Genomic DNA, 24,899 nt, shown 5'->3' with positions numbered 1-24,899 from the left:
CCTTTATTGCTAACTAGTGAGAGTGACCACAGCCGCCTTCAGCGTGCACATGTCCGTGAGAAACTTCTTCACTTGTTGCTTCACGTACCGATATAACTTCAACGTCAAACGTTAGCGTTTTACCAGCAAATGGGTGGTTTAAATCACAATCTGCGTTAAAACGACCAACCTTAACAATAGTAACCTGATGACGACCTTGGTTAGAGCTAACCATTGCTGTCATACCAGGTTTCCATACTTTAACATCGCCTTGTAGATGCTTAAGCGGAATACGCTGAATTAAGTCATCAACACGCTCGCCGTATGATTCACTTGGCTCTAGAGTTACACTAAATTTTTCGCCAGCTTCTTTGCCTTCAAGTGCTTTTTCTAAACCAGGAAGCATGCCTTCGCTGCCATGAATGTAAGTAAGTGGCGCTTCGTTTGTGCTACTTTCAATTTGCTCGCCCGCTTCGCTAAGGGTGTAATGAAATTCAACTGCTGAATTTTTGCTAATTTGCATGCTTGTCTCTTAAAATAATAACTATGTTAGGGCGCAATTTTACGCGAAATATACTTGTTTATAAACTTAACGTGGCTGATTTAGTGTTTTTTGTAAATTTAGCAGAAAATCTTTTTTTGTTGGGGCTGCTTTTTGCTTTTCAGCCTGTGGTATAAACAGTACTAATTGAGTACCAGGCTTTAAAATGCTCGATGCAGAGAGTTTGTTCCATTTTGCCAAGTCGCTATGGGGTACATCGTAAAGCTGACTTATACTCCAAAGGCTATCGCCCGACTTAACTTCGTAATCTATTTCAATGGTGGGAATCGCAATCTCTTGGTGTTCTAAATAAGGGCTAATTTTGTAATCAACTGTTAATGTGCTTGGCAGGGTTTTAGGTTGTCCAACTAATAACTTTTCTCCAACGCCTATTAAATTATTATTTTTGTTATTAAGTTGTTTTAAAGCTTTTACCGACATACTAAAACGTCTAGCAATACCGTAAAGCGTGTCGTTTTGTTTAACGATGTACTCTCCAGCAAAGTTTGATTTAAAAAACTGACTTTTTAATAAGGCCTCTTGCCCTATAGGCAGCAGTAAAGTATGCGGCCCGTTAGGTGAGCTTTGATTTTTTAAATATCCCTGATTAATCGCGTGTAACTGCTTTGAACCTATACCAGAGAGCTTAGCGATGACTGAAAAGTCGAACTGCTGGCCTATATTCATCTGTGTTGTAAATGGCTTATATGCAAGCTTTGGGTGTTTAATGCCCTTTTGTGGGTGCTTAACTAAATAGCTTAAAGCGAGTAACTTGGGTACGTAGTCGGCAGTTTCTTTTGGCAGACTGAGTGACCAGTAATCGGTGCTTTTACCGCGTTTTTTATTTTTTTCGATTGCGCGTTTAACGCGGCCCTCACCACTGTTATAAGCAGCCAAAGCATGTAGCCAATTACCATCAAAGCGTTTATGTAAGTAGCTTAAGTAATCAAGTGCAGCATCGGTTGAAGCAAGTACGTCTTGGCGACCGTCGTACCATTGGTCTGACTTAACTCCAAAGTGATGCGCTGTTGCGCCAACTAACTGCCAAACACCAACAGCTTGCTGTGATGAGGCTATCGTTGGTCTAAAATCGCTTTCTACAAATGGTAGTAAAGCGAGCTCCATAGGTAGTTGCTTTTGCTCAATTTTTTTTACGATATGATACAGGTAAGGCGCTGCGCGTTTACTCACAGTTTGTAAGTAGTTAGGTTGCTTTGCGTACCAGCTGATACGCTTTTTTAACGCGCGATTTTGATAAACCGTAAAGTGTAGATTGTTGGCTATATGCACCCACAGATCGGTGGTTTTTGGTGGGCGCTTTTTTACGATTGTTTTTTTGAATTGAAGTGGCGTAACGTGCTCACTAACTTGGGGCGTTTGAGCTACTTCATCATCAATATCATAAGTATAGTCAGGCTCAAAATGAGTAAATATTTGTGGAGCTTCTTGTGGTTCTTGCTCCGTTGATTGACAACCAAATAACAAAATACCCAAACAACATAAAACCAAACTGCGCATAGTGATCACTTTTGTGAATTCCTTTTATTATTTTAACACAATCCGTTGTGTTGAGTTATTCTGCGCTTTTTGCGCGATTTAGGCCAGCTTGTAAAAAGAAGTTGCTCGATTTTATATTAAGCGCTTCTTGTTTATAAGGCTCAATAACTGATTCAGGAAACGACAGCATTAACTGCTCAATACTTTGATCTTTATTGTTTTTAACGTGCTCTGTTATGGCTGTTAAAAATGATAGAGGCTGTTTCAGCTGCTCTTTTGTTAATGTACCGCCGTGCCCAGGTAAAATAATAGTGAGCTTTTCGTCGTTAATATATTGCTTAAGCAACGTTTGCCAACTTTTAAGTTCACCGTGTCCAGGGTAAGGAAGCCAGTCAACGATATCGCCACCAATCAGCACACTGCCATTATTAGTAGTAATAGTTAAATCACCGTTAGTATGGGCTTGCTGCGGCTCAATGGTTATCTCAAAACCACCAAGGTCGATAGTTTTATGATTATCGATTATTATTTTTGGTTCGCCAAGTTGATATTCTTGCCAGCGAAAAAGTCGTTTTTTTGCAAGCTCTAACTTATTTCGCCATTTAGCTTGTTCATCTTTTTCTACGCTTGCTAATCGTTGGTAGCTTAGTTCTATACTTTTTTCATAGGTCTCTAGCTTGTCGGTATATGCTGTTTGATAAAGGTTAAAATTTTTATTTACTTGCTGATGAACAATGAGCTTGGCTTCAGGGTAAAAATTTTGCATGACTGCCATACCTAATAAGTGATCATCATGGTAATGCGTGGCAACTAAATAACATAAAGGCGTTTTAAGACGTTTTTTCAAATCTTCAGCAAGTTGCTCAACTGCGGCAAAATTGGCACTGGTATCGACAAGCAGGGCACATTTATCGCCTTCAATTAATACTTGATTAGAGTCGTAAAAACGAAGCTTGTCTTGTTGCTTTAAAAACTGAATATGAGGGTTTATTGTATTCCAAGTGACGGCAGCGTAGGTGTTAGGTACTATTAATAGTGCATATGCCAATAGTAAGTGCTTACATGAAGAGGCTATGTTTGAAAGTTTTAACTTCATTTATTATCTCTACGCTGGTGTTTAATTATTTTAATAATAAATAAAAAGCGCAGTATGCGCTTTTTATTTTTGGTGTTTGGGGTCATTTGCCAAATGCTGACTGAGTTTATCAATCAATTGGTCTTGATGCTGTTGTTCAACTGTAGCCTGTGTTTTTGCTTCTAGCAATTCGTGGCTTAAGTTTAATGCAGCCAGTAGTAGGGCTTTTTGATCGCTTCTAACGGTTGAACGTAGTTTCATTTGTTCAACTAAGTCATTTAGATTTTTAGCTGCTGCTATTAATGCATCTTCCTGCCCTTCGGGGCAAGCAAATTGCTGCTCTTTACCTAGCAACTCAACAGTGACCCGCTGGTTTTGCAGCTCAGACATTAGCTAGCCTGTTGTGCGCTTTGTAACTTATCAAGAAGACCAGATAAAGTAGTGCTGGCATCTTTTTGCTTTTCTTCATTTTCTAAAGCTTCAAGCTGTAGCAATTCGTTATCATCGCTTAGTTTAGTATTTTGTTCTTTTAAAGTAGCAACATCTGTTTGTAATTGGTTATTACGTTCGATTAAAGAATCGATCAGTTGTTCGAGTTGTTGAAGAGTAGTGTTATTCATAAAGGCGCTCATATAACTGTAATTAATGTCATGCAAATGTAAAGCAAAGTGTATTGATTTGCCAGCATTTATGGCGGTTTTAGCTGATTTTTCTTCTACGTTAAGGGATAATTCAGCATATGAGCTTTTTCATTCAGAAATGGTTCACTTAAACACTCCCTTATCTTGGTGTAAGTTGCCAAAGCCCAGTGCTTATGGTTCACTTACGATATTAAATTGCGTATGGCGAAAATAAATAATGCTTAGTTACAGACACTCATTTCATGCGGGTAATCCTGCCGATGTACTTAAACATTTAGTACTGGCACAAGTACTAAATTATCAAATAATTAAAGATAAACCGCTTGATTATATAGACACGCATTCAGGTGCTGGGTTTTTTGAACTTGCCGCTGCCGATGCGCAAAAAACGCAAGAGTACCAAGATGGTATTGAAAAGCTTTGGCAACATAAAAGCGAGCATGCTGAACTTAATGAGTACATTGAATTAATTAAGTCATTTAACGACACTGACGAACTTGCGTTTTATCCGGGTTCACCAAAAATTGCAGAGCATTTTTTACGTCGTCAAGATAAGGGCTGGTTTTTTGAGCTGCATCCGCGCGATTTATTATTGCTTGAAGAAAACATGCAAGGTAAGCGCTCTATTCGGGTGCGAGGCGAGGATGGTTTCGCAGGTTTAGTTGGTTTATTACCACCAGCATCTCGCAGGGCATGTGTATTAATTGATCCACCATACGAAATTAAAGATGACTACGAAACAGTTGTAAAAACCTTAGTTAAAGCTCATCAGCGTTTCGCTACTGGTACTTACATGATTTGGTATCCGGTAGTAGACAGAGAGCGTATTGATAATATGGAGCAAGGCTTAATTGATTCGGGTATGCGCAACATTCAGTTATTTGAATTAGGCACCGAAGCCGATACCGATGTACACGGTATGACAGCATCTGGCATGATTGTAATTAATCCTCCATGGAAACTAAAACAAACGATGGATGCATTGCTACCAGAGCTTATGGCTTTATTAAGCAAGCCGAGCGGCTTTTATCGTAGCGAACAATTAGTGAATGAATAGCTAAATATTAAATAAAAGCGCTGTGCAATACAGCGCTTGTTTATATGTCTTATTTTTTAACGTATTTAGTTAAAATCACAATACGCTGGCCATCAACACGCCCTTCAATATGTTCAGGGTTGCTGGTTAGGCCAATATTTCGAACAGCTGTTCCACGTTTAGCGGTAAGGCTACTGCCTTTAACGTCTAAGTCTTTAATTAGGGTAACAGTATCGCCCGCTTGAAGAACTACACCGTTGCTATCTACATGCTTTAAATCGTCATCTTCTGCAAGTGCTTTTTTAGCCCATGTTAGCGTGTCTTCTTCAAGATAAATCATGTCTAGTGCATCTTGTGCCCAGCCATTATCTGGTGCTAAACGCGAAAGCATTCTATAAGCTACAACTTGCACAGCAGGTGTTTGACTCCACATGCTGTCGTTTAAACAGTGCCAATGTGTAGGCGTTATGTCACTGTTATTCTCGATTTGATCTTTACATGTTTGACACGTGTAAATGCATTTATCTGAGTGGGTTTCAGTTACTGGTGGTACTTCGTAAACAGATAAGTTTTCGGTTGCACCGCATAATTCACATTGACTACTACTACGTTCGATTAAGGCTTTTTCAATACTCATGGGGCTCTTTCTAGTTCTGGTCGAGTTAACATTTGCTGCTATTATACTCCAAAATATGAGCTCTGCGCCATTAGTCCCTTAATTTTGTGTGGGTATATTACTCATATACTTATCTTTAATACTTTTTATATAGCCTTGAGGCCTTTTTTGATTATTCCTGGGAGAATGCGGTTTGGCCGAATCGTTTTTATAAAATTGATAATGGTTGTCTGATACACTCTCATTATATTTTAAAGGCGCGGTGTTAGGCTTCGCTAAAGTTGAAAATATAAATAGCAAAGGATAAACCTTTAATATCTGAATAAAGTTGGTCAAAGCGCCACCTTTTATATTAAAGTTATTATATGAGTGTTGTGTAGTTTTAGCTGTTTTGTAATGATTACTATGTTTATCTTATGCGAGTTGCATTAAAGTACACGTATTATTGGCTGTTTTGCCATCTCTTATTTATAGGTTTAGAGCCAAGTGAAATTACATAATATCTCTGATGAGGCCCAAAAAATAACTCAGTTTGTCGCGCGGCAACCTATTTTTGATATTGATCAAAATGTTTTTTCGTACGAATTGCTTTATAGAGACTCAGCCAATAATGCGTTTCCTGTAGGTACTTCTGATGTGCATGCGACAAGCCGATTGTTTTTCAATGCGTTAATGCTATTAGGGCTAGATAGACTAACAGCGCATCACTTGGCGTTTATAAATTTATCATCAGAAACTATTTTAGATAATTTTCCCAAACTTTTATTGCCAGAAAATAGCGTTATTGAAATAGTAGAGCGCACGGGGAATATTCCTGCGGTTGCTGAGCGTGTGCAAGAACTTAAAAAAGAAGGGTATGTTTTTGCGCTGGATGACTACGATGGCGATCCAAAATGGGAGCCACTATTAGCACATGTTGATTACATAAAAATTGAGATAGATGATCCGGTTATTAAAACCAATATGCGCATTAAAAAAATAAAACGCGCAAATCCACATGCAAAAATAATTGTTGAACGAATAGAAACGCATGAGCAATTTAATACATTAAAATTGGCAGGCTGCGATTTATTTCAGGGGTTCTTTTTTTCTCGCCCAGAAATGATTACGTATAAAGGTGTAGAACCTTCAAAGCTAACAGTATTTGACCTTTTGCGCTTTACCGCAAAACAAACACTTTGCTTTAAAGAAGTTCATCAACGTGTAGCTAGAGATGTAGCCATAACAGCGCGAGTTTTAAAGCTGGCTAATGCGCGTTCAGGTAAAGCAAATTTAGTCATTACTTCGATTTCGCAGGCTGTCATTTATTTAGGTGAAGATACAATTAGGCAATTTGTACGTGTTTTAGCAATTAGTGAGTTAGGTGTCGAAAAGCCAACCGAATTAACTAAGCTTGCTTTAACGCGTGCGCAATTTATGTCGCTTATTTTGGAGCAAAACAACAGCGATTTGACCGAACAAGGCTACTTAGTAGGTCTGTTTTCTGTGCTTGATGCCATTTTAGATGCTGATTTAAAAGATATAGTTAATGAATTCACCTTGGATGCAGCTATATCAGATGCCTTATTGCTTGAAAAAGGTATTTTAGGCAAGTGTTTATCATTAATAAAAGAGTTTGAAGTAGATAACCTTGATAAGGCGATGGCTCTGTTGGCTAAAATAAATCCTGAGCTACATGTTGGGTATATGTTTAATTTTTTACTGGATGCTGTTTTATACAGTGATGACATTATTGAGGCTATAGCAGAGTAAATATGCGTAATTGGTTGTCGGTTATAAGTGTAGTGATTGCTCTTTGTTTATTGTTTCCTGGTATTACAAAGCCAGTATTAACAATTGAAGGCAATATAGACAAATCAAAATTAGCCCAAGCGGGTATAGAGATGCTGGCTGAAGAAGGTGATGGTCGAACTCGCAGTATGCTAATGATGTTCTCGAACATGCTAGGGCTTGATAAGTTAGAAGGTGAGATTAGCGCCTACAACAAAACACAAAGTATTTTAGGCACAGTTAAAGAGCTTGCTAGCAATAATAATTTATTTGTAGCCGCTTTAGTGGGGTTGTTTTCTATTGTTATTCCAAGCTTGAAGCTGCTATTACAATTGCTTTATTGTTGCCTTCCTTTGAATGGGTTTAAGCAAAAGCTCGGTCTGGTTATTTGTGCATTAAGTAAGTGGAGCATGGTTGATGTATTTGTTATTGCATTAATAGTGACTTACTTAGCAGGTAACGCCCATGGTAAAAGTGGTGAGCTACTTGTTATGAATGCACAATTTGGTGAAGGGTTTTGGTATTTTAGCGCATATTGTATATTTGCAATTATCGCGAGTAACTTAATAAAAACACCTGATAAACCGCAGTCTACATAATTAAAGTATTTGTAGTTGCCGTTAGGTTACCTTACAATCATTTTAAAGTTTATTAAAAGGCATAATGTTGCAACGTTTTTACTCTAGTTTACTCATGATAACTTTGCTGCTCACTTTTGTGGGTCAGGCAGTTGCGTCTGTAGCTATGGTATGCGAAATGCCTCATATGCCAACTAAAAAAGCAATGCATGCCCAAATGCCAATGACACAAAGTAGTGATGCAACCGCTGTCGCTAGCATGTCTGATAATATGATGCAGATGGATTGTTGCGACGACGAAAGTACGCCACAAAATGACTGTAAATGCCCTATGAGTGGCTGCGCTGCTAATTCAATGCTTAATGTTGATACTTTATTTAGCGTTACTTTACTTGAATCTGAAAAAGTAAATGTACGTGTATTTACTACACAAATTAATATACCTCGTTCACTCTACCGCCCTCCTATGTCTGCTTAATAGCAAGATAGGTGTAATATCAATTGTATTGAAAATATGCTCATTCTAGGATCTAAATACCTCTCTAACTGCGTTAAAAATTACTTATATAAAGCAGATATACTGCGTAATTTTTTCCTTGTTATAGAGCTATTTCCCCACCGCAATAATAGATCATTAATTCAATGCAATTGATATAGAAGGTTTTGTAAAACTCCTAAACACCTTTTTTGCTTCCTAATTTAAGATTTTCTTTTATTTTTAGATGGAGCAGGTGATGAACCACGCTGTAAGTATTAAAGTCGTATTATGTAGTGTTGTGTTATTTAGCACCGCTGTTAATGCGCAAAACAATCAAAATAACCTAAATACCGAAATACTAAATCAAACTAGTAATGAGCAAACGCTAAGCTTAACGCAAGCGCTTAATTATGCGCTAACGCATGAGCCATGGCTAAAAGCGAGTGGCTACCAAGAAGATGCAGCAATAGCGCAAAGCATTGCCGCAGGCACCTTACCCGATCCTGTTTTAACGGTTGGCTTACTCAACTTACCTACTAACGGTTATGCGTTTGACCAAGAAGGGATGACGCAGCTTAAAGTCGATTTGAGCCAAAAGTTTAGCCGAGGGAATAGTTTAGCGCTTAAACAAAAAGCATTAGCACAGTCTGCTCAACAATACCCTTGGCAGCGCGCCGATCGCTTAGCACAAGTAAAAGCAATTGTGATTGAGTCGTGGTTAAACGCGTATCGTGCTCAGCGTAGTATTGCTTTAATTGAGCAAGATAAAGGGCTATTTACTCAGCTTATTGACATTACCGAAGCAAGCTACGCAAGTACCTTAGGTAAAACACGCCAGCAAGATATTATTCGTGCGCAATTAGAACTCACCCGTCTTGAAGATAAGCTGGTTATGCTTGAGCAGCAATTTGAAAGTGCTAAAAACCGTTTAGCACAGTGGTTACCTATGAATATGCTTATGCAGCCTTTAAATACAGAGTTTACTAAAACCACAGGGCTGGTTGATTTTGCGAACCTTGAATTTGATAAATTAATACAGTTACTTATGGCGCATCCCGCAATTATTGCGATAGATAAAACCGTAATGGCAAAGCAAACCGAAGTTGCACTCGCTAAGCAAAGCTACAAACCTCAAATGGGCGTTAATGTGGGTTATGGTTACCGAGATGATACCCCGATGGGGGAGTCGCGAGCTGATTTACTCTCGGTAGGGTTTAGTATTGATTTGCCATTGTTTACCGATAACAGACAAGATCAACAGGTTAAATCGGCTATCGCTAGTGCAGAAGCGACTAAAACACAAAAGCGGGTGGCGCTTCAAAAACTCAAAGGCATGTACTTTAAGGAGTTTAGCCAACTCGCTCGTTTGCAAAAACGCGATGCGCTTTATCAAAATACGTTATTACCGCAAATGTCAGAGCAATCTCAAGCAACACTTAATGCTTATACGCGCGACGATGGAAATTTTTCTGATGTGATGCGCGCGCGCATTAGTGAACTTAACGCCAAAATAGACGCACTGAACATTCAAGTAGATCAACATATTATTACCGCCCGCCTTAATTATTATGCAAGTAGCTTAGACACCCAAGTAATGAGCGAGCAAACTGGAGAATTACACAATGAATACTAATTTAAAGTTACTTGTTGCCGCCTTAATTGGCGCAGGCGCCTTTGGGTTAATAGGCGGCTTAGTTATGCAATTTTTACCTAGCAACTCGGCAATGAATGAACAACAAAGCGCTGACAAACAGCCCTTATATTGGGTAGCCCCTATGGATAGTAATTACAGGCGTGACGCGCCAGGGCTTTCCCCAATGGGAATGGATTTAGTACCTGTGTATGAAAACGCTAGCAACGCTCAGGATGGACCAGGTGCTGTCACTATTTCGCCTGCAGTCGTTAATAACTTTGGTGTAAGAACTGCCAAAGTGCAGCTTAAAACACTTCACAGCGATATAAATACTGTGGGTTATGTGCAATATAACCAAGACCAACTTATTCACATTCATCCGCGTGTAGAAGGCTGGATTGAAAGTTTATATGTTAAAGCACAAGGTGCAGAAGTTAAAGCCGGTGAGCCTTTATATACATTGTATTCACCACAATTGGTGAACGCACAGGAAGAGTTTTTATTGGCAGTTAATCGTAATAATACCGTGTTAATTCGCGCTGCAAAGGCGCGTTTAGAGTCGTTAAATGTGTCTGATGGATTTATTGAACGTTTACAAAAAAATAAAAAGGTAATGCAAAATATTACTTTTTACGCAAAGCAAAGTGGTGTGGTAGATGAGCTAACAGTACGAGAAGGCTTTTACGTTAAACCAGGCACATCAATGATGAGCATTGCCCAGCTAGATGAAATTTGGGTAGAGGCGGAAGTGTTCGAGCGCCAATCAGAACAAGTGAGTGTTGGGTTGCCCGTTACAATGACGCTTGATTACTTAAAAGGTCAAAAGTGGGAAGGTAAGGTTGATTACATTTACCCCGCGCTTGATGCTAAAAACCGGACTCTGCGTGTAAGGCTTAGGTTTGAGAACGCAGATCATCGGTTAAAACCAAATATGTTTGCACAAGTGAGCATTCACGCTAAAGCGAGTCAGGCGCAATTTACAGTCCCTAAAGAAGCGGTAATTCGCACGCAGCATCAAAACCGTGTGGTTATTGCATTAGGTGAGGGTCGTTTTAAATCGGTTGAAGTCGAAGTTGGGCAAATTAATAGTAATGAAGCGGTCATTTTGTCAGGTGTAATGACAGGTGACACGGTAGTGACCTCAGCGCAATTTTTAATTGATTCTGAGTCGAGTAAAAGCTCCGACTTTAAACGAATGGAAATACCTGGCTCTGGTATTAGCTCAAGTATGAGTTCTGGTTCAGGCTCGAATATGAACATGGATATGCAGCCACAAAGCGCCACGGTTAACGGTACTATTAATGCCATAGATACACAAAATCGCATTATTAATATTAGCCGAGAAGCCATTGAAAAATGGAATCGAGAACCCGCCACAATGGACTTTGTATTAGCGCCAGATATTGACATTACTCAGTTTGAAAATGCCCAGTATATTAATTTTACTTTTAGCATTATTAACGATGAGTTTGTAATTACTAAAGCGCAAAACGCAGAGCCGATTGATCATTCTACTATGCAACCTATGCAAAACAGTTCTCACTAGGAGCCATTATGATAACCGCCATTATTCGCTGGTCTGTTAGCAATCGCTTTTTTGTGTTGTTGCTTACATTAATTTTACTGGGTGGAGGAGTGTTTGCACTAAAAAATACTCCCGTGGATGCCTTGCCTGACTTATCTGATGTTCAGGTCATTATAAAAACTACTTACCCGGGGCAAGCGCCGCAAGTAGTGCAAGACCAAGTTACATTTCCGCTCACCACAGCAATGCTTTCTGTTCCGGGTGCACAAACTGTAAGGGGTTTTTCGTTTTTTGGTGACTCGTACGTTTACGTTATTTTTGACGAAAAAACTGATTTGTATTGGGCGCGTAGCCGAGTACAAGAATACCTAAGCCAAGTAGCAAGCAGATTACCCGATAGCGCTACGCCAGAGCTTGGCCCTGATGCAACTGGTGTAGGTTGGATTTACTTATACGCACTCGTTGATAAAACCAATAAACACGATATTAGTCAGCTACGAAGCTTACAAGATTGGTTTTTAAAGTTTGAATTACAAACCGTGCCTGGAGTCTCTGAGGTGGCTGCTGTTGGTGGCATGGTTAAGCAATATCAAGTTAATGTTGATCCCGATAAATTACGTGCGTATGGTATTCCGCTTAGCCTTATTCAAACCGCTATTCAACAAGGCAACCAAGAGATGGGCGCCTCGGTAGTTGAAATGGCTGAAGCAGAATACATGGTAACAAGCACCGGCTATATTAAAAGTGTTGCCGACTTAGAAGCGATTCCGCTTGGCGTAAATGCTAATGGTACTGCGCTGCAATTACGTGATGTAGCCGATATTAGAGTCGGACCGCAAATGCGCCGTGGTATTGCAGAGCTTAATGGCGAAGGCGAGGTAACCGGCGGCATTGTTATTATGCGCTATGGCGAAAATGCACAAAAAACTATTGAGCTTGTAAAAGCAAAATTAGAATCGCTTAAAAAGGGATTACCAGAGGGCGTTGAAATAGTTCCTGTGTACGATCGCTCCAACTTAATAAATAACGCGGTAGATAACCTAACAAGTAAGCTAATTGAAGAGCTTATTGTAGTTGCTTTAGTGTGTGTGGTGTTTTTGTTTCATGTGCGCTCATCGCTGGTGGCGATTATTACGTTACCGCTTGGGATTTTAACGGCATTTATAATTATGTATTGGCAGGGGATTAACGCCAATATTATGTCTTTAGGAGGAATTGCAATAGCCATAGGCGCAATGACCGACGGTGCTATCGTCATGATTGAAAATATGCACAAACATATGGAAAAAACGCCTCTTACCAACGAAAACCGCTGGGAAGTTGTGGCTAAATCGGCGAGTGAAGTGGGTCCTGCATTATTTTTTAGTTTATTAATTATTACCGTCAGCTTTATGCCGGTATTTATTTTAGAAGCGCAAGAAGGGCGTATGTTTGCGCCACTGGCTTACACTAAAACCTATGCTATGGCTGCGTCTGCTGGGCTTGCGATTACCCTAGTGCCGGTATTAATGGGTTACTTTATTAGAGGTAAAGTCATTTCGGAGCAAAAAAATCCAGTTAACCGATTACTCGTCGCAGCGTATCGTCCACTACTTAACTGGGTGCTTAAATTTCCAAAAATGACATTGGTACTCGCGGTGGTTGTTTCTGTTATTGGCTTTTACCCGGTAAATAAAATAGGCAGTGAATTTATTCCGCCACTCGATGAGGGCGATTTAATGTATATGCCCACAACGTATCCTGGTTTATCGGTAGGTAAAGCGCGCGAAATACTACAGCAAACCGACAAGTTAATTGCCACAGTACCCGAGGTTAAAACGGTATTTGGTAAAGTGGGGCGAGCAGAAACTGCAACAGATCCTGCGCCGCTTACAATGATAGAGACGTTTATTCAGTTAAAACCAAAAGACGAATGGCGCGAGGGTATGACTCTTGAAAAGCTTAAAAAAGAACTCGACGGTTTGGTTAAGTTTCCGGGGCTGACGAATGCGTGGGTAATGCCTATTAAAACGCGTATTGATATGCTCGCAACCGGCATTAAAACCCCAGTGGGCATTAAAGTTGCGGGACCAAAGTTGAGTGAAATTCAAAAAATTGGTCAACAAATAGAAGTGCTTTTAAAAGATGTGCAAGGCACCGCATCGGTTTACTCAGAGCGAGTAGCCGGTGGACGTTATATAAAAGTAGATATAAATCGTGAAAAAGCCGCGCGTTATAGCTTAAACATTAGCGACGTACAGCAAGTTGTATCTACTGCAATAGGCGGCACAAACGTAACACAAACGGTAGAAGGGCAAGAGCGTTACCCTGTTAATTTACGTTATCCGCAAGCATACAGAGACTCGCCAGAAGAGTTAATGTTGTTACCTATTGTAACGCCTACAGGGCAGCGTATAGCACTTGGTGATGTAGCCGATGTATTTATTGAAGATGGACCGCCTGGTATAAAAAGCGAAAATGCACGTTTAAACGGTTGGAGTTTTATTGATATAGATGGCGTTGATATTGGTACTTACGTTGAGCACGCTCAGCAAGTGCTCGATAAAGACCTAATACTACCTGCTGGCTACTCAATTACGTGGGCTGGGCAGTATGAATACATGCAGCGCGCTAAAGACAAACTGACTTATGTATTACCACTTACATTAGCGATTATTATTGTATTGCTTTACCTTAATTTTAGAAGCTTTGCTGAGGTCACTATTATTATGGCTACGTTGCCACTGGCAATGATTGGGGGCGTATGGCTAATGTATTTAGAGGGCTTTAACTTTTCAGTTGCAGTAGGTGTGGGCTTTATTGCCTTAGCCGGTGTTGCGGTAGAAATAGGGGTTATTATGTTGGTGTATTTAAACCAAGCCTATCAAGAAAAGTGCCTCGAAGCAGAGCAGGCTGGTAAGCCACTTAGTTTAGTGCAATTACAGCAAGCTATTATTGAGGGAGCAGGGCTTCGAGTACGCCCAGTTATGATGACTGTCGCGACCATTATTATTGGCTTGCTACCTGTGCTGTATGGCACAGGCACTGGAAGCGAAGTAATGAGCCGAATAGCAGCGCCTATGGTTGGCGGTATGGGCAGTGCAATTGTACTCACCTTACTTGTTATTCCTGCGGTTTACCTACTATGGCGTAAACAAGGACTTAAATAATAAGGCTATAGAGCAATGCGTTAACTACTCACGCATTGCTCTATAAAAATTACCTATAATTTGTAAGTTGTTCTATTAAATAGCTTGTTATTACTCATATTTAAATTAACCAACTGTTTTTAAATAGCTTTTTAATTGGCACGCTTTACGCAATGTATTATCTATACAGTCAACAAGTAAGGAATGCACATGCAAGTTAAAACAATTAAAGAGGTATACGATTGGACCGTTTTGTTTCATACGCAAATGGCGGCTAATTTTTATAGCGTAAAGGATTTACTCGATGAACATAACGCAATGCTGGTGGACTATTACCTAAATTACGAAAAAAAACTCGCTGAAGATTTAGTTGGCTTTAAAGCGATAACCGAAATAAATACGCTCGATACATACAGCTACGAATATTTTGCTAAAAATCCTGAGTTAATTACTTTTAAAGATATTAGCAAAGATCAAAAATTTGATGAGCAAGCTATTCAAGGTTACTTATCAGAGCAGCATCAAAAAGTAATTGAGTTATATGAATACTTACTTGAGCGAGCTGAAACCGAAAGTGGGCAAGAAAAGCTTCAACAAATACTAGAGCTTGAAAAGCAAGGCATTAAACAAATGATGCAAAGCACTAATCGACATATGGATATGTAGCTTTATAAAAGAGCGGGATTACTGAGTTTATCTTGCTCTTATTAGCTTTAAGGTCGTTATTTAAAATAGCTGATGCTTGCATCGGCTTATTTTATGTCTGCGTTAAATAATCTGCAGAGCATTTTGATAAAATTAGTTAGAATGAGATGCGTGTCAGCAGAGTGACACGCAAAAAGGGAGGTTAAACTTCTTCTGTATCTACAATCAAATCGCTTGTGATTGATTCCAGCGCTTCAATCACTTCATCTTTGTCTATGCCTTTTGGTAAAGTTACGGTCGCAACAGCGCTAAAAATAGGCACTCCCCAATTAGGCGCACTTTGCTGCCTTGAATTTAAATGAGTAATGTTAGCGCCTTTGTGGCGTATTACACTTGCCAGTTCTTGCACAATACCAGGACGGTCGTTGCCTGTTATTACTAAATTAATTTGCTCTAGTGTTGATGGTTCAACTTCAGTGTTTCCGGTTTCAATACGAACGTCTAACTTAGGTAACTTATTTAAAGCACTCTGTAATGATTGAAAATGCTCCTCAGCAACTTCAAGTTGAATAATACCTGCAAAATGACCTAATAAATGGCTCAAGTTACTGCTTAGCCAGTTACCATGATTTTGTAATACGACTGATGAGATGCTCTCTACTAAACCAGGGCGGTCTTGCCCTAAAATAGTTATAACCAACTGCTTCATAAATAATTCTCTTTTTAAGCCCAAAGAAAGTAAATGCATAGGCATTAAGTGTGTTGTTCAATCAAAATTGTGTGTTGTTGCACTCTTTATAAATCTTTGATTTTAAATTAATAAAAATGAATATAGTTGTGTTGACTATACGCAGTATTAATAGTAATTATTATTTACTAAGTACTCTTTTAGTATTGACCTCGATAAATACTTTGTCCAATTATTTTATGATTTAGTTCACTCATAAATCTTCAATTTGAAGCTTATTTAGACATTTTATCCGCTAGTTTTATTTAAAATCGTTTTAAAGTGCTTATTATTACTGCTGTAACATTACTGTCATCTTGATGAAATATAATTTATGCAACGTTAAGATTTAAGGGTGTTTTGATGACTTCAAATCCGAATAAACCGACTTTTAATACGGATCGAAGCCGTCTATTTAAAGATCGGTTTGCCAAATTTGGTATAACCGCAGGTGGGATAATGGTATTGGTAGCACTGCTACTGATATTCTTTTACCTTCTTTATGTAGTACAGCCAATTTTTAAATCAGCAAAAGTAGAAAAACGCGATAGCTTTCATGTCGCTAATTCACAGCAAATAGCAGGCTTAGGCGTAGAAGAGCAAACTGAAGTTGCTTATTTACTGAGTCAGCAAGGTCAAGTTGATTTTTACAGTGTTGAGTCAGGTAGTTTTGGTAAAAAACTCAAAACGCTTAATGCAGAGTTACCAAGTGATGCAACAAGCTTTGCGACTAGTGCGCCTTTTCAAGGGCATTATGCGTTTGGTTTAGAAGATGGCACCGTAATGGTTGTTGCACCTAAATTTTTGGTTACCTTTCCAAATAACGAGCGTAAATTAACACCTCGTTTAGGCTTTCCTCTTGGGGAAGCAGCTTTAGAAGTAGATGAGCAAGGCGCTGCCATTAAACGCTTTGCATTTAGTCACTATGAAGACAAAACAGCGGTTGTAGCACTTACAGAGGACAAGCGTGTTCTGTTTAGTAGTTTTGTTGCTGAAGAAAACATGTTTACCGGTGAAGTTGAATGGGTTATTGAACGTACCGAGCTTGATGTTGAAGGACGTGTAGACGAGCTATTAATGTCGCCAGATACAACACGCACTTTTGTACGTTCTGCCAATCAAGTTTACGTATACGATACGCGTGACCCAAGTGATGTAGAACAAATTCAGTTGCTTTCGGCTAACGAAGAAAATGCAAATATTGTATCTGCACAACTGCTAGCGGGCGCAAACTCACTCATGCTTGCTAATGATAACGGTGAGGTTTCGCAGTGGTTTGAAGTAAACACTGATACTGGCCGTGAATATCAAAAAATCCGTTCATTTGAAACAACTAAGCAAAGTAAATTAAATGTATTTACTGAGTTTTATCGCCGTACTTTTTTTACTACCAGCAGTAATGGTGAGCTAGGTGTGTATTACACAACCAGCGAAGCAAAGCTTTGGCAAGGTAGAGTAAGTGAAGGCGCTATAGAGAACTTTGCAATTGCACCGCGCTCAAACGCTGCACTTATACTTGCTGATAACAAATTAACGGTTCTTGAAATTCATAATGAGCATCCAGAAGTTACTTGGTCGGCACTTTGGCAAGAAGTATGGTACGAAGGTTACCCAGAGCCGGGTTATATTTGGCAGTCAACATCAGCTAGTGATGACTTTGAATCTAAATTTTCACTCGTGCCTATTTCGTTTGGTACGCTAAAAGCTGCGCTTTACGCGATGTTATTTGCGGTACCTATCGCGCTTTCAGCGGCTATTTATACGGCTTACTTTATGTCGAGCGAACTACGTAAAGTGGTTAAGCCTACAGTCGAAATAATGGAAGCATTACCAACGGTTATTTTAGGTTTTTTAGCGGGTCTTTGGTTAGCACCGTTAATAGAAGAGCACTTACCGGCCATTGTTGGATTGCTCGTACTATTACCGCTAAGTATGCTAGCGACGGGTTTCGCCTGGACTAAATTACCAGCAAAAATTCGCCACAGAATTCCTGAAGGTTCTCATTCCATTATCCTTATTCCGGTCGTTTTACTTATAGGTTGGTTTTCGTTTGCGATGAGTGGATTTGTTGAGCTTTGGATGTTTGACGGCAATGTGCGTCAGTACTTAACAAATGAGCTGGGTATGACATTCGATCAACGTAATTCACTTGTTGTAGGTATTGCGATGGGTTTTGCGGTTATTCCTACCATATTCTCAATTGCAGAAGATGCTGTATTTAGTGTACCTAAACACTTATCAAATGGCTCATTAGCATTAGGTGCAACACAGTGGCAAACACTAATACGCGTTGTATTACTAACAGCAAGCCCAGGTATTTTCTCAGCAGTAATGATGGGACTTGGGCGCGCCGTTGGCGAAACCATGATTGTACTTATGGCCACGGGTAATACACCGATTATGGATTGGAGTATTTTCCAGGGCATGCGTACGCTTGCGGCAAATATTGCAGTTGAAATGCCAGAGTCTGAAGTAGGCAGTTCGCACTACAGAATATTGTTCTTAGCAGCCTTTGTACTATTCATATTCACATTCATTTTTAACACAGTCGCTGAGTTTGTTCGCCAGCAACTGCGTGAAAAATACAGCTCGATGTAAGCGGAGAGACACGACATGGTAAAGCAGTGGTTTAAGTCTGGTTCTCCTTGGATTTGGATGACCGGTGGTGCAGTGAGCATCAGTTTGATTTCAGTTTTAGGCTTATTAGCAATGATAGCCTGGAAGGGATTAAGTTTTTTTTGGCCTTCAGAAGTTGTGCAGTTTGAACTTGAAGGGTCAATTGCAAAGCAAACCGTTATTGGTGAAGTTTACGACCGTGAATTAGTGCCAAAATCGCGTTTAGCGGCAACAGGTATTGACGTTAGCGGGTTTGAAAAAGAAGAAATAGAGCGTTTACTTATTAAAACAGGTAACCGTGAGTACGTAGATTTAGATTTTCGTTGGATATTAGAAACCGACATTAAAAATAAAACAGCACCAGCGGCGCTTGCTGTATTTGAGCGTAGTAAAAACGGTAACTTTTATGGTTATGTTGAAAATGTTATTAAAGACGGTCAACCGGTTAATGGCGATAAAATAGAAGCGCTACATGAACTTGTAGAGCGTGCTGTTGATTTGAACGACGAAGCACTTGATTTGCAAAATGGTGACATTGGGCATATTAACTACGCACTTGAACGCCTTCGTTTAAAAGAAAAGGGCTACTTACTCGATAACGCACTTACTGATGAGCGTGTTGCTGAACTAGCTCAAGAGCGTGCTGAATTACGTGCAGAATATGGTGTACTTGAAAAAGATTTATTTGCACTACGCAAACAAGCTAAGCGTGACCATGTAACTGTAAAAGATATGCGCGGCGAAATTGTAACGATTCCAATGTACCAAGTCCTTGATGTTTGGTTTCCAAACGACATGGGCTTTTTTGCAAAACTAGGTCATTACTTTGTGCAGCTAGGTAAGTTTGTATCTGATGACCCACGAGAAGCAAATACAGAGGGCGGTGTGTTCCCCGCTATATTTGGTACTGTATTTATGGTTATGTTGATGGCTGTAATAGTAACGCCGTTTGGTGTGGTTGCAGCAATTTACTTACACGAATATGCCGCTAAAAATGCAGTGACTAAAATGATTCGTATCGCGGTGATTAACTTGGCCGGTGTTCCTTCAATTGTATACGGTGTATTTGGCCTCGGCTTTTTTGTATACATGCTAGGTGGCAGCTTAGACCAATTATTTTATCCTGAATCGTCACCAACGCCAGTATTTGGTACGCCTGGTGTTATGTGGTCAGCGTTAACGCTCGCTATACTTACTCTGCCAGTTGTTATTGTATCGACTGAAGAAGGTTTATCTCGTATTCCAAGTACGGTTCGTGATGGTTCACTAGCGCTAGGCGCAACAAAGGTTGAAACGTTATGGCGTATTATTATTCCAATGGCAAGCCCTGCAATTATGACCGGTTTAATACTGGCAGTTGCGCGTGCTGCAGGTGAAGTTGCACCATTAATGTTAGTGGGTGTTGTAAAAATGGCGCCTACATTACCACTTGATGGCAACTTTCCGTATTTTCACTTAGACAGAAAGTTTATGCACTTAGGCTTTCATATATACGATGTTGGCTTCCAAAGCCCTAATGTTGAAGCGGCACGCCCGCTGGTATACGCAACGGCCTTTTTATTGGTGTCGGTGATTATTACCTTAAACATAACGGCCATTGGTATACGTAACCATTTACGTGAAAAATTCAGATCGCTTGAACACTAATTAGTAAAGATTTTATAGGTAATAAAAATGATTACAGTCGCTCCACGAGTAAACCAAGCTAATATAGGCCAGAAGTTAGACCTAGAAAACTTAACTGATGACCAAAAAGCGCTAGAGATTAAAGACCTCGATCTTTACTACGGTGATAAGCAAGCGCTTAATAAAGTAAATATGAACATTCCTAAAGGCCAAGTAACTGCGTTTATCGGACCATCGGGTTGTGGTAAATCAACATTACTGCGTTGTATTAATCGCATGAATGATTTGGTTGATATTTGTCGTATTGAAGGTGAAATATTACTTCACGGTCAAAATATTTACGATAAGAGCGTAGATGTCGCTGCACTTCGTCGTAATGTGGGCATGGTGTTTCAGCGTCCTAACCCATTTCCTAAATCAATTTATGAAAATGTAGTTTACGGCCTGCGTTTACAAGGCATTAAAGAGAAACGTAAATTAGACGAAGTGGTAGAACAATCACTTCGTGGTGCTGCTTTGTGGGATGAAGTAAAAGATAGATTACACGATAGCGCATTTGGTCTATCGGGTGGTCAGCAACAGCGTTTAGTAATTGCTCGTTCAATTGCAATTGAACCAGAAGTGCTTTTACTTGATGAACCTACATCGGCACTCGACCCTATTTCTACTTTGGTAATCGAAGAGCTAATAAACGATTTAAAAAACAAATTTACCGTTGTTATTGTTACACATAACATGCAACAAGCAGCGCGTGTATCTGATCAAACAGCCTTTATGTACATGGGCGAATTGATTGAATACTCAGATACAAATACCTTATTTACTACACCAAAAAAGAAAAAGACCGAAGACTATATTACCGGTCGTTACGGTTAATTAGCCCGTTATAGCGTGTTGTACAAGATTAAGAGAGAAGGTAACTATGGAACATAATATAAATAAGCATATTTCTGGGCGCTTTAACCAAGAACTAGAAAATGTACGTAATCATGTATTAAGCATGGGTGGATTAGTTGAGCAGCAATTAAATAGTGCGCTTGATGCGGTGAGTCGTAATGACGCTGAGCTTGCTCAAAAAGTACGTCAAAACGATTACAAAGTAAATGCGATGGAAGTCAGCATTGATGAAGAGTGTACGCGTATCATTGCTCGTCGTCAGCCTGCAGCAAGTGATTTACGTTTGGTGATTGCAATTGCTAAAACAATCGCCGATTTAGAGCGCATTGGCGATGAAGCAAAGCGAATTGCCAAAGTTGCACTAGACTCATTTACTAAGGATCAACAAGACCTATTAGTAAATATTGAGAATATGGGCCGCCAAGTTTTAAAAATGTTACACGACGTACTCGACGCATTTGCACGTATGGATGTGCAACGCGCATTTCAAGTACACAAAGAAGATGCAAAAGTTGACCGTGAATATGAAGCCATCACACGTCAAATAATGACCTATATGATGGAAGATCCGCGCTCAATCCCGAAAATTATGGACCTAGTTTGGTCTGTTCGCTCATTAGAGCGTATAGGAGATCGCTGTCAGAATATCGCTGAATACATTATTTATTTTGTGAATGGCAAAGATATTCGTCATACATCTCAAGAAGATATAGAAAAATCGCTATAATTTTTTACCTGTTTTTATTTTTTATTAAAGCGGCTTAGTGCCGCTTTGTGTATTGCAAGCTTGAGTGAAGTAATAAAAAGCGTTCACAATCTTGGTTAATACTGTAAAATTCATGCTGCAAAGCATATCAATTTGATTAAAGGGTCAGTTATGCCTACAAACGCGTTTTTAGGAGTATTTGCAAAATCTCCTATCAAACCAATGGAAGAACACATCAAGAAGGTTCATCAAGCAAGTAAAGCCTTGATACCTTTTTTTAATCACGTATTTAAAGAAGAGTGGGTACAAGCAGAAGAGCTTCGCATCACTATTCGCAATTTAGAACGTGAAGCTGATGATATGAAAAGAGATATACGTTTACAATTACCACGTGGTTTATTCATGCCGGTAGAGCGTACAGATCTTCTCGAATTAGTAACCCAACAAGATAAGATTGCCAATAAAGCAAAAGATATTGCAGGACGAGTGATTGGTCGTGAAATGACCATACCAAAAGTTATGCAAACTGACTTTCTAGCTTATTTAACGCGTTGTGTAGATGCAACTAAACAAGCATCTAAAGCAATTAACGAGTTAGAAGAATTGCTAGAAACAGGTTTTAAAGGTCGTGAAGTGACCTTAGTAGAAAAAATGCTAGTTGAATTGGATGCGATAGAACAAGACACGGATGAAATGCAGATAAAAGTACGCCGCCAGCTACGTGCAGTAGAGGGTGAGTTAAATCCAATTGATGTGATGTTTTTATACAAAATCATTGAATGGGTTGGCGAGCTTGCAGATATTGCAGAGCGCGTAGGTTCACGTCTTGAGCTGATGTTAGCTCGTTAATTTACTCAGTTCAATCACGAAAGATTAAGGTTTTACAATGGATATCATTGCATCTTACGGCACGGTATTAATTTTAATTGCCGCAGCAGTCGGCTTTTTTATGGCTTATGGTATTGGCGCGAACGACGTAGCTAACGCCATGGGTACATCTGTAGGTTCAAAAGCACTTACAATCAAACAAGCTATTTTTATAGCGATGATTTTTGAATTTGCAGGCGCTTACTTAGCAGGTGGTGAGGTTACATCAACAATTCGTAAAGGAATTATTGATGCGGCACCATTTGCAGATATTCCGGAGCTTATGGTTCTGGGTATGATTTCGTCTTTATTTGCAGCGGGTGCTTGGTTATTAATGGCCTCGTTCTTAGGTTGGCCAGTATCAACGACTCACTCAATCATTGGCGCAATCATTGGTTTTGCGTTAGTTGCAGTAGGTACTGAGGCGATTCAATGGGATAAAGTAGGTGGTATTGTTGGTAGTTGGATTATAACGCCCGCCATATCAGGCTTTATTGCATACTTAATATTTATGAGTGCACAAAAACTCATTTTCAATACCGATGCACCACTAAAAAACGCTAAACGCTATGTACCACTTTATATGGGTTTAGCAGGTTTTATAATGGCCTTGGTTACAATTAAAAAAGGCTTAAAGCATGTTGGTGTTGATTTAGGTGCAGCCGAAGGGTATGCCCTTGCAATCGCAGTTGCAGTAGTTGTTGGTGTAATTGGTAAGATTGCTATTTCGCGCTTAAAAATTGATCCTAAAGCTGATAAAAAAATGCAGTTCAACAATGTTGAAAAAGTATTTGCAGTATTAATGGTATTAACAGCATGTTGTATGGCTTTTGCACATGGTTCTAACGACGTTGCTAATGCAATTGGTCCACTAGCTGCTGTTGTAAACATTGTTGAAAATAACGGTGAAATTGCTAAGAAAGCCGCTATTGCTTGGTGGATTCTACCTTTAGGTGGTTTTGGTATTGTTGCGGGTCTTGCTATTTTAGGTAAAAAAGTAATTAAAACGATTGGTGAAGGTATTACACATTTAACGCCTAGCCGTGGTTTTGCTGCTGAACTAGCTGCTGCTTCTACCGTTGTTATTGCCTCAGGTACTGGTATGCCAATCTCTACTACTCAAACCTTAGTAGGTGCGGTATTAGGTGTAGGTATGGCACGTGGAATTGGCGCGCTTAACATGGGTGTTATCAGAAACATCGTAGTTTCTTGGGTAATTACATTGCCAGTTGGCGCTGCCCTTGCTATTGTTATTTTCTACGTACTAAGAACCGCATTTGGGGTTTAATAAAAAAGTACTAAAAGACTTTTAGCTTGAAAAGATCTCAATGCCCTAGGTGTTGGGGTCTTTTTATTTGTGGAAAGAAAAAATGACCAATCTTCCAAGTATTAAACAGCTACAGTATTTATTAGCTGTTCATCAACATCAGCATTTTGGTAGAGCCGCTAGTGCCTGCTTTATTGGACAATCTACTCTAAGTAGTGCAATTCAAAACCTTGAAGAAACGTTGGGTTGTCAGCTTATCGAGCGCGAAAATCGCAGCCTTATGTTTACCAGCATTGGTGAAGAAGTTGTTGAGCGTTCTCGTAAAATAATTAACGATACAATTAGTTTAAAAGAGCTCACTAAAAGCTTTTTAACACCTCTGAGTGGTAAATTAACGGTGGGTGTTATACCTACAATCGCGAGCTTTATAGCTGCGCCGCTTTATCATTTTTGCAAAGAAACCTTTTGTGATTTAGAGCTGGTACTAATAGAGGATACGAGTGATAAGCTGCTTGATAAACTTGAGCATGGTCATATTGATTTAGCGTTACTTGCACTGCCATACGAAACAGATAAGTTTCATACGCAAGTGCTGGCAAAAGATCACTTTAGTTTAGTGCATCATAAGGACTACAGCGCTGCCAAGGGCGTAGTCGACTTTAATTTGCTGCCAGAGGCCAGCGTATTCCTACTCGAGCGTGAGCACTGTATGACAGGCCATGCGCTCAGTGCATGTCATTTAAACCGTGCTAGTTGTATTAACCCATTTGAAGCAGCAAGCTTGCATACATTATTGAGTATGGTTGAGCATCAGCTCGGGGTGACTTTTTTACCACAAATGGCGATTAACGCCGGTATTTTAGATAATAAGAATATGGTGGCCACACCATCACAAAGTGATGCATATAGAGATATTGGCATATTGTGGCGTAAAACTACGGGGCGTATCCGCGACTTTAGGTTATTTAGTCAACAGCTTGAGGTGTTTTTAAAGCGGCAATGTAGTTTAGATTTTTCTAAAGCAGAATAATACGTGAACTAATAAGTTAGC

The 24,899-nt window shown here is 39.6% G+C and carries 22 protein-coding genes; 15 read left to right on the top strand and 7 right to left on the bottom strand.

Going from position 1 to position 24,899, the window contains the following annotated elements:
- Positions 1-13 precede the first annotated feature (13 nt).
- From I6F49_RS01185 to I6F49_RS01165, 5 genes are all read right to left on the bottom strand, one after another.
- Positions 14-502, bottom strand: coding sequence for an FKBP-type peptidyl-prolyl cis-trans isomerase (locus tag I6F49_RS01185; protein ID WP_007586440.1), 489 nt, complete (start codon positions 500-502; stop codon positions 14-16).
- A 66-nt stretch (positions 503-568) separates the two neighbouring features.
- Positions 569-2,038, bottom strand: coding sequence for a LysM peptidoglycan-binding domain-containing protein (locus I6F49_RS01180; RefSeq protein ID WP_197178050.1), 1,470 nt, complete (start codon positions 2,036-2,038; stop codon positions 569-571).
- Between the two features lie 55 nt (positions 2,039-2,093).
- Positions 2,094-3,113: an MBL fold metallo-hydrolase gene (locus I6F49_RS01175; RefSeq protein ID WP_197178049.1), complete on the bottom strand. Its 1,020-nt coding sequence runs from the start codon at positions 3,111-3,113 to the stop codon at positions 2,094-2,096.
- Between the two features lie 63 nt (positions 3,114-3,176).
- The gene (locus tag I6F49_RS01170) at positions 3,177-3,482 is read right to left on the bottom strand and encodes a cell division protein ZapA (RefSeq protein WP_166420432.1); all 306 of its coding nucleotides are present in this window, start codon (positions 3,480-3,482) and stop codon (positions 3,177-3,179) included.
- On the bottom strand, positions 3,482-3,712 hold the full coding sequence (locus tag I6F49_RS01165) for a cell division protein ZapB (RefSeq protein WP_166420433.1): 231 nt from the start codon (positions 3,710-3,712) through the stop codon (positions 3,482-3,484). Before I6F49_RS01165 ends, I6F49_RS01170 begins: the two co-directional genes overlap by 1 nt.
- A 238-nt stretch (positions 3,713-3,950) precedes the next feature.
- Here I6F49_RS01165 and I6F49_RS01160 point away from each other — a divergent pair, with 238 nt between their 5' ends.
- On the top strand, positions 3,951-4,790 hold the full coding sequence (locus tag I6F49_RS01160) for a 23S rRNA (adenine(2030)-N(6))-methyltransferase RlmJ (protein ID WP_197178048.1): 840 nt from the start codon (positions 3,951-3,953) through the stop codon (positions 4,788-4,790).
- A gap of 49 nt (positions 4,791-4,839) precedes the next feature.
- Here I6F49_RS01160 and I6F49_RS01155 read toward each other — a convergent pair whose 3' ends face one another.
- The gene (locus I6F49_RS01155; protein ID WP_166420435.1) at positions 4,840-5,406 is read right to left on the bottom strand and encodes a PhnA domain-containing protein; all 567 of its coding nucleotides are present in this window, start codon (positions 5,404-5,406) and stop codon (positions 4,840-4,842) included.
- 465 nt (positions 5,407-5,871) lie between these two features.
- Here I6F49_RS01155 and I6F49_RS01150 point away from each other — a divergent pair, with 465 nt between their 5' ends.
- The 7 genes from I6F49_RS01150 (at position 5,872) to I6F49_RS01120 (ending at position 15,163) form a co-directional block, all read left to right on the top strand.
- Positions 5,872-7,137: an EAL and HDOD domain-containing protein gene (locus I6F49_RS01150; protein WP_197178047.1), complete on the top strand. Its 1,266-nt coding sequence runs from the start codon at positions 5,872-5,874 to the stop codon at positions 7,135-7,137.
- 2 nt (positions 7,138-7,139) lie between these two features.
- Positions 7,140-7,754 carry a paraquat-inducible protein A gene (locus I6F49_RS01145; protein WP_197178046.1) on the top strand — a complete coding sequence of 205 codons (615 nt, stop codon included), beginning with the start codon at positions 7,140-7,142 and terminating at the stop codon, positions 7,752-7,754.
- 94 nt (positions 7,755-7,848) lie between these two features.
- On the top strand, positions 7,849-8,211 hold the full coding sequence (locus I6F49_RS01140; protein WP_331460748.1) for a hypothetical protein: 363 nt from the start codon (positions 7,849-7,851) through the stop codon (positions 8,209-8,211).
- 256 nt (positions 8,212-8,467) lie between these two features.
- The gene (locus tag I6F49_RS01135) at positions 8,468-9,844 is read left to right on the top strand and encodes a TolC family protein (protein WP_197178045.1); all 1,377 of its coding nucleotides are present in this window, start codon (positions 8,468-8,470) and stop codon (positions 9,842-9,844) included.
- Positions 9,834-11,390, top strand: a complete 1,557-nt coding sequence (locus I6F49_RS01130) for an efflux RND transporter periplasmic adaptor subunit (protein WP_197178044.1) — start codon at positions 9,834-9,836, stop codon at positions 11,388-11,390. Before I6F49_RS01135 ends, I6F49_RS01130 begins: the two co-directional genes overlap by 11 nt.
- 8 nt (positions 11,391-11,398) lie before the next feature.
- A complete protein-coding gene (locus tag I6F49_RS01125; RefSeq protein ID WP_166420440.1) occupies positions 11,399-14,518 on the top strand; it encodes an efflux RND transporter permease subunit in 3,120 nt (1,039 codons plus the stop codon).
- Between the two features lie 189 nt (positions 14,519-14,707).
- Positions 14,708-15,163 carry a hypothetical protein gene (locus I6F49_RS01120; protein WP_166420441.1) on the top strand — a complete coding sequence of 152 codons (456 nt, stop codon included), beginning with the start codon at positions 14,708-14,710 and terminating at the stop codon, positions 15,161-15,163.
- Positions 15,164-15,344: 181 nt separating this feature from the next.
- On the opposite strand, the gene I6F49_RS01115 is transcribed toward I6F49_RS01120, so the two are convergent.
- A complete protein-coding gene (locus tag I6F49_RS01115; RefSeq protein WP_197178043.1) occupies positions 15,345-15,851 on the bottom strand; it encodes a glycine cleavage system protein R in 507 nt (168 codons plus the stop codon).
- 381 nt (positions 15,852-16,232) lie between these two features.
- On the opposite strand from I6F49_RS01115, the gene I6F49_RS01110 reads away from it, so the two are divergent.
- The 7 genes from I6F49_RS01110 (at position 16,233) to I6F49_RS01080 (ending at position 24,878) form a co-directional block, all read left to right on the top strand.
- Positions 16,233-18,467, top strand: coding sequence for an ABC transporter permease subunit (locus tag I6F49_RS01110; protein ID WP_197178042.1), 2,235 nt, complete (start codon positions 16,233-16,235; stop codon positions 18,465-18,467).
- Between the two features lie 15 nt (positions 18,468-18,482).
- Positions 18,483-20,132, top strand: a complete 1,650-nt coding sequence (gene pstA, locus I6F49_RS01105) for a phosphate ABC transporter permease PstA (protein WP_197178041.1) — start codon at positions 18,483-18,485, stop codon at positions 20,130-20,132.
- 27 nt (positions 20,133-20,159) lie between these two features.
- Positions 20,160-20,987 (top strand): phosphate ABC transporter ATP-binding protein PstB, encoded by an 828-nt coding sequence (gene pstB, locus I6F49_RS01100; RefSeq protein WP_166420445.1) that lies wholly within the window; start codon positions 20,160-20,162, stop codon positions 20,985-20,987.
- A gap of 46 nt (positions 20,988-21,033) precedes the next feature.
- A complete protein-coding gene (phoU, locus tag I6F49_RS01095) occupies positions 21,034-21,735 on the top strand; it encodes a phosphate signaling complex protein PhoU (RefSeq protein WP_166420446.1) in 702 nt (233 codons plus the stop codon).
- Positions 21,736-21,885: 150 nt separating this feature from the next.
- Complete coding sequence (locus I6F49_RS01090) at positions 21,886-22,563, top strand: TIGR00153 family protein (protein ID WP_166420447.1); 678 nt, start codon at positions 21,886-21,888, stop codon at positions 22,561-22,563.
- A 37-nt stretch (positions 22,564-22,600) separates the two neighbouring features.
- Positions 22,601-23,869 (top strand): inorganic phosphate transporter, encoded by a 1,269-nt coding sequence (locus I6F49_RS01085; RefSeq protein WP_166420448.1) that lies wholly within the window; start codon positions 22,601-22,603, stop codon positions 23,867-23,869.
- A gap of 82 nt (positions 23,870-23,951) precedes the next feature.
- Positions 23,952-24,878: a hydrogen peroxide-inducible genes activator gene (locus I6F49_RS01080; protein ID WP_197178040.1), complete on the top strand. Its 927-nt coding sequence runs from the start codon at positions 23,952-23,954 to the stop codon at positions 24,876-24,878.
- The last annotated feature ends 21 nt before the right edge of the window (positions 24,879-24,899 follow it).

The organism is Pseudoalteromonas sp. SWN166 (assembly GCF_015864485.1).
In the GTDB taxonomy this organism is placed as follows: Bacteria; Pseudomonadota; Gammaproteobacteria; order Enterobacterales; family Alteromonadaceae; genus Pseudoalteromonas.
This window is presented reverse-complemented; position numbering and strand designations above follow the sequence as displayed.

Bases quoted from the DNA above. Each gene is read 5' to 3' on its own strand.
- I6F49_RS01140 (WP_331460748.1), top strand. From the start codon at position 7,849: ATGATAACTTTGCTGCTCACTTTTGTGGGTCAGGCAGTTGCGTCTGTA.
- I6F49_RS01120 (WP_166420441.1), top strand. From the start codon at position 14,708: ATGCAAGTTAAAACAATTAAAGAGGTATACGATTGGACCGTTTTGTTT.
- I6F49_RS01185 (WP_007586440.1), bottom strand. From the start codon at position 502: ATGCAAATTAGCAAAAATTCAGCAGTTGAATTTCATTACACCCTTAGC.
- I6F49_RS01160 (WP_197178048.1), top strand. From the start codon at position 3,951: ATGCTTAGTTACAGACACTCATTTCATGCGGGTAATCCTGCCGATGTA.
- I6F49_RS01170 (WP_166420432.1), bottom strand. From the start codon at position 3,482: ATGTCTGAGCTGCAAAACCAGCGGGTCACTGTTGAGTTGCTAGGTAAA.
- I6F49_RS01090 (WP_166420447.1), top strand. From the start codon at position 21,886: ATGCCTACAAACGCGTTTTTAGGAGTATTTGCAAAATCTCCTATCAAA.
- I6F49_RS01135 (WP_197178045.1), top strand. From the start codon at position 8,468: ATGAACCACGCTGTAAGTATTAAAGTCGTATTATGTAGTGTTGTGTTA.
- pstA (WP_197178041.1), top strand. From the start codon at position 18,483: ATGGTAAAGCAGTGGTTTAAGTCTGGTTCTCCTTGGATTTGGATGACC.
- I6F49_RS01165 (WP_166420433.1), bottom strand. From the start codon at position 3,712: ATGAATAACACTACTCTTCAACAACTCGAACAACTGATCGATTCTTTA.
- phoU (WP_166420446.1), top strand. From the start codon at position 21,034: ATGGAACATAATATAAATAAGCATATTTCTGGGCGCTTTAACCAAGAA.
- I6F49_RS01145 (WP_197178046.1), top strand. From the start codon at position 7,140: ATGCGTAATTGGTTGTCGGTTATAAGTGTAGTGATTGCTCTTTGTTTA.
- I6F49_RS01110 (WP_197178042.1), top strand. From the start codon at position 16,233: ATGACTTCAAATCCGAATAAACCGACTTTTAATACGGATCGAAGCCGT.
- I6F49_RS01125 (WP_166420440.1), top strand. From the start codon at position 11,399: ATGATAACCGCCATTATTCGCTGGTCTGTTAGCAATCGCTTTTTTGTG.
- pstB (WP_166420445.1), top strand. From the start codon at position 20,160: ATGATTACAGTCGCTCCACGAGTAAACCAAGCTAATATAGGCCAGAAG.
- I6F49_RS01080 (WP_197178040.1), top strand. From the start codon at position 23,952: ATGACCAATCTTCCAAGTATTAAACAGCTACAGTATTTATTAGCTGTT.
- I6F49_RS01130 (WP_197178044.1), top strand. From the start codon at position 9,834: ATGAATACTAATTTAAAGTTACTTGTTGCCGCCTTAATTGGCGCAGGC.
- I6F49_RS01180 (WP_197178050.1), bottom strand. From the start codon at position 2,038: ATGCGCAGTTTGGTTTTATGTTGTTTGGGTATTTTGTTATTTGGTTGT.
- I6F49_RS01175 (WP_197178049.1), bottom strand. From the start codon at position 3,113: ATGAAGTTAAAACTTTCAAACATAGCCTCTTCATGTAAGCACTTACTA.
- I6F49_RS01155 (WP_166420435.1), bottom strand. From the start codon at position 5,406: ATGAGTATTGAAAAAGCCTTAATCGAACGTAGTAGTAGTCAATGTGAA.
- I6F49_RS01115 (WP_197178043.1), bottom strand. From the start codon at position 15,851: ATGAAGCAGTTGGTTATAACTATTTTAGGGCAAGACCGCCCTGGTTTA.
- I6F49_RS01085 (WP_166420448.1), top strand. From the start codon at position 22,601: ATGGATATCATTGCATCTTACGGCACGGTATTAATTTTAATTGCCGCA.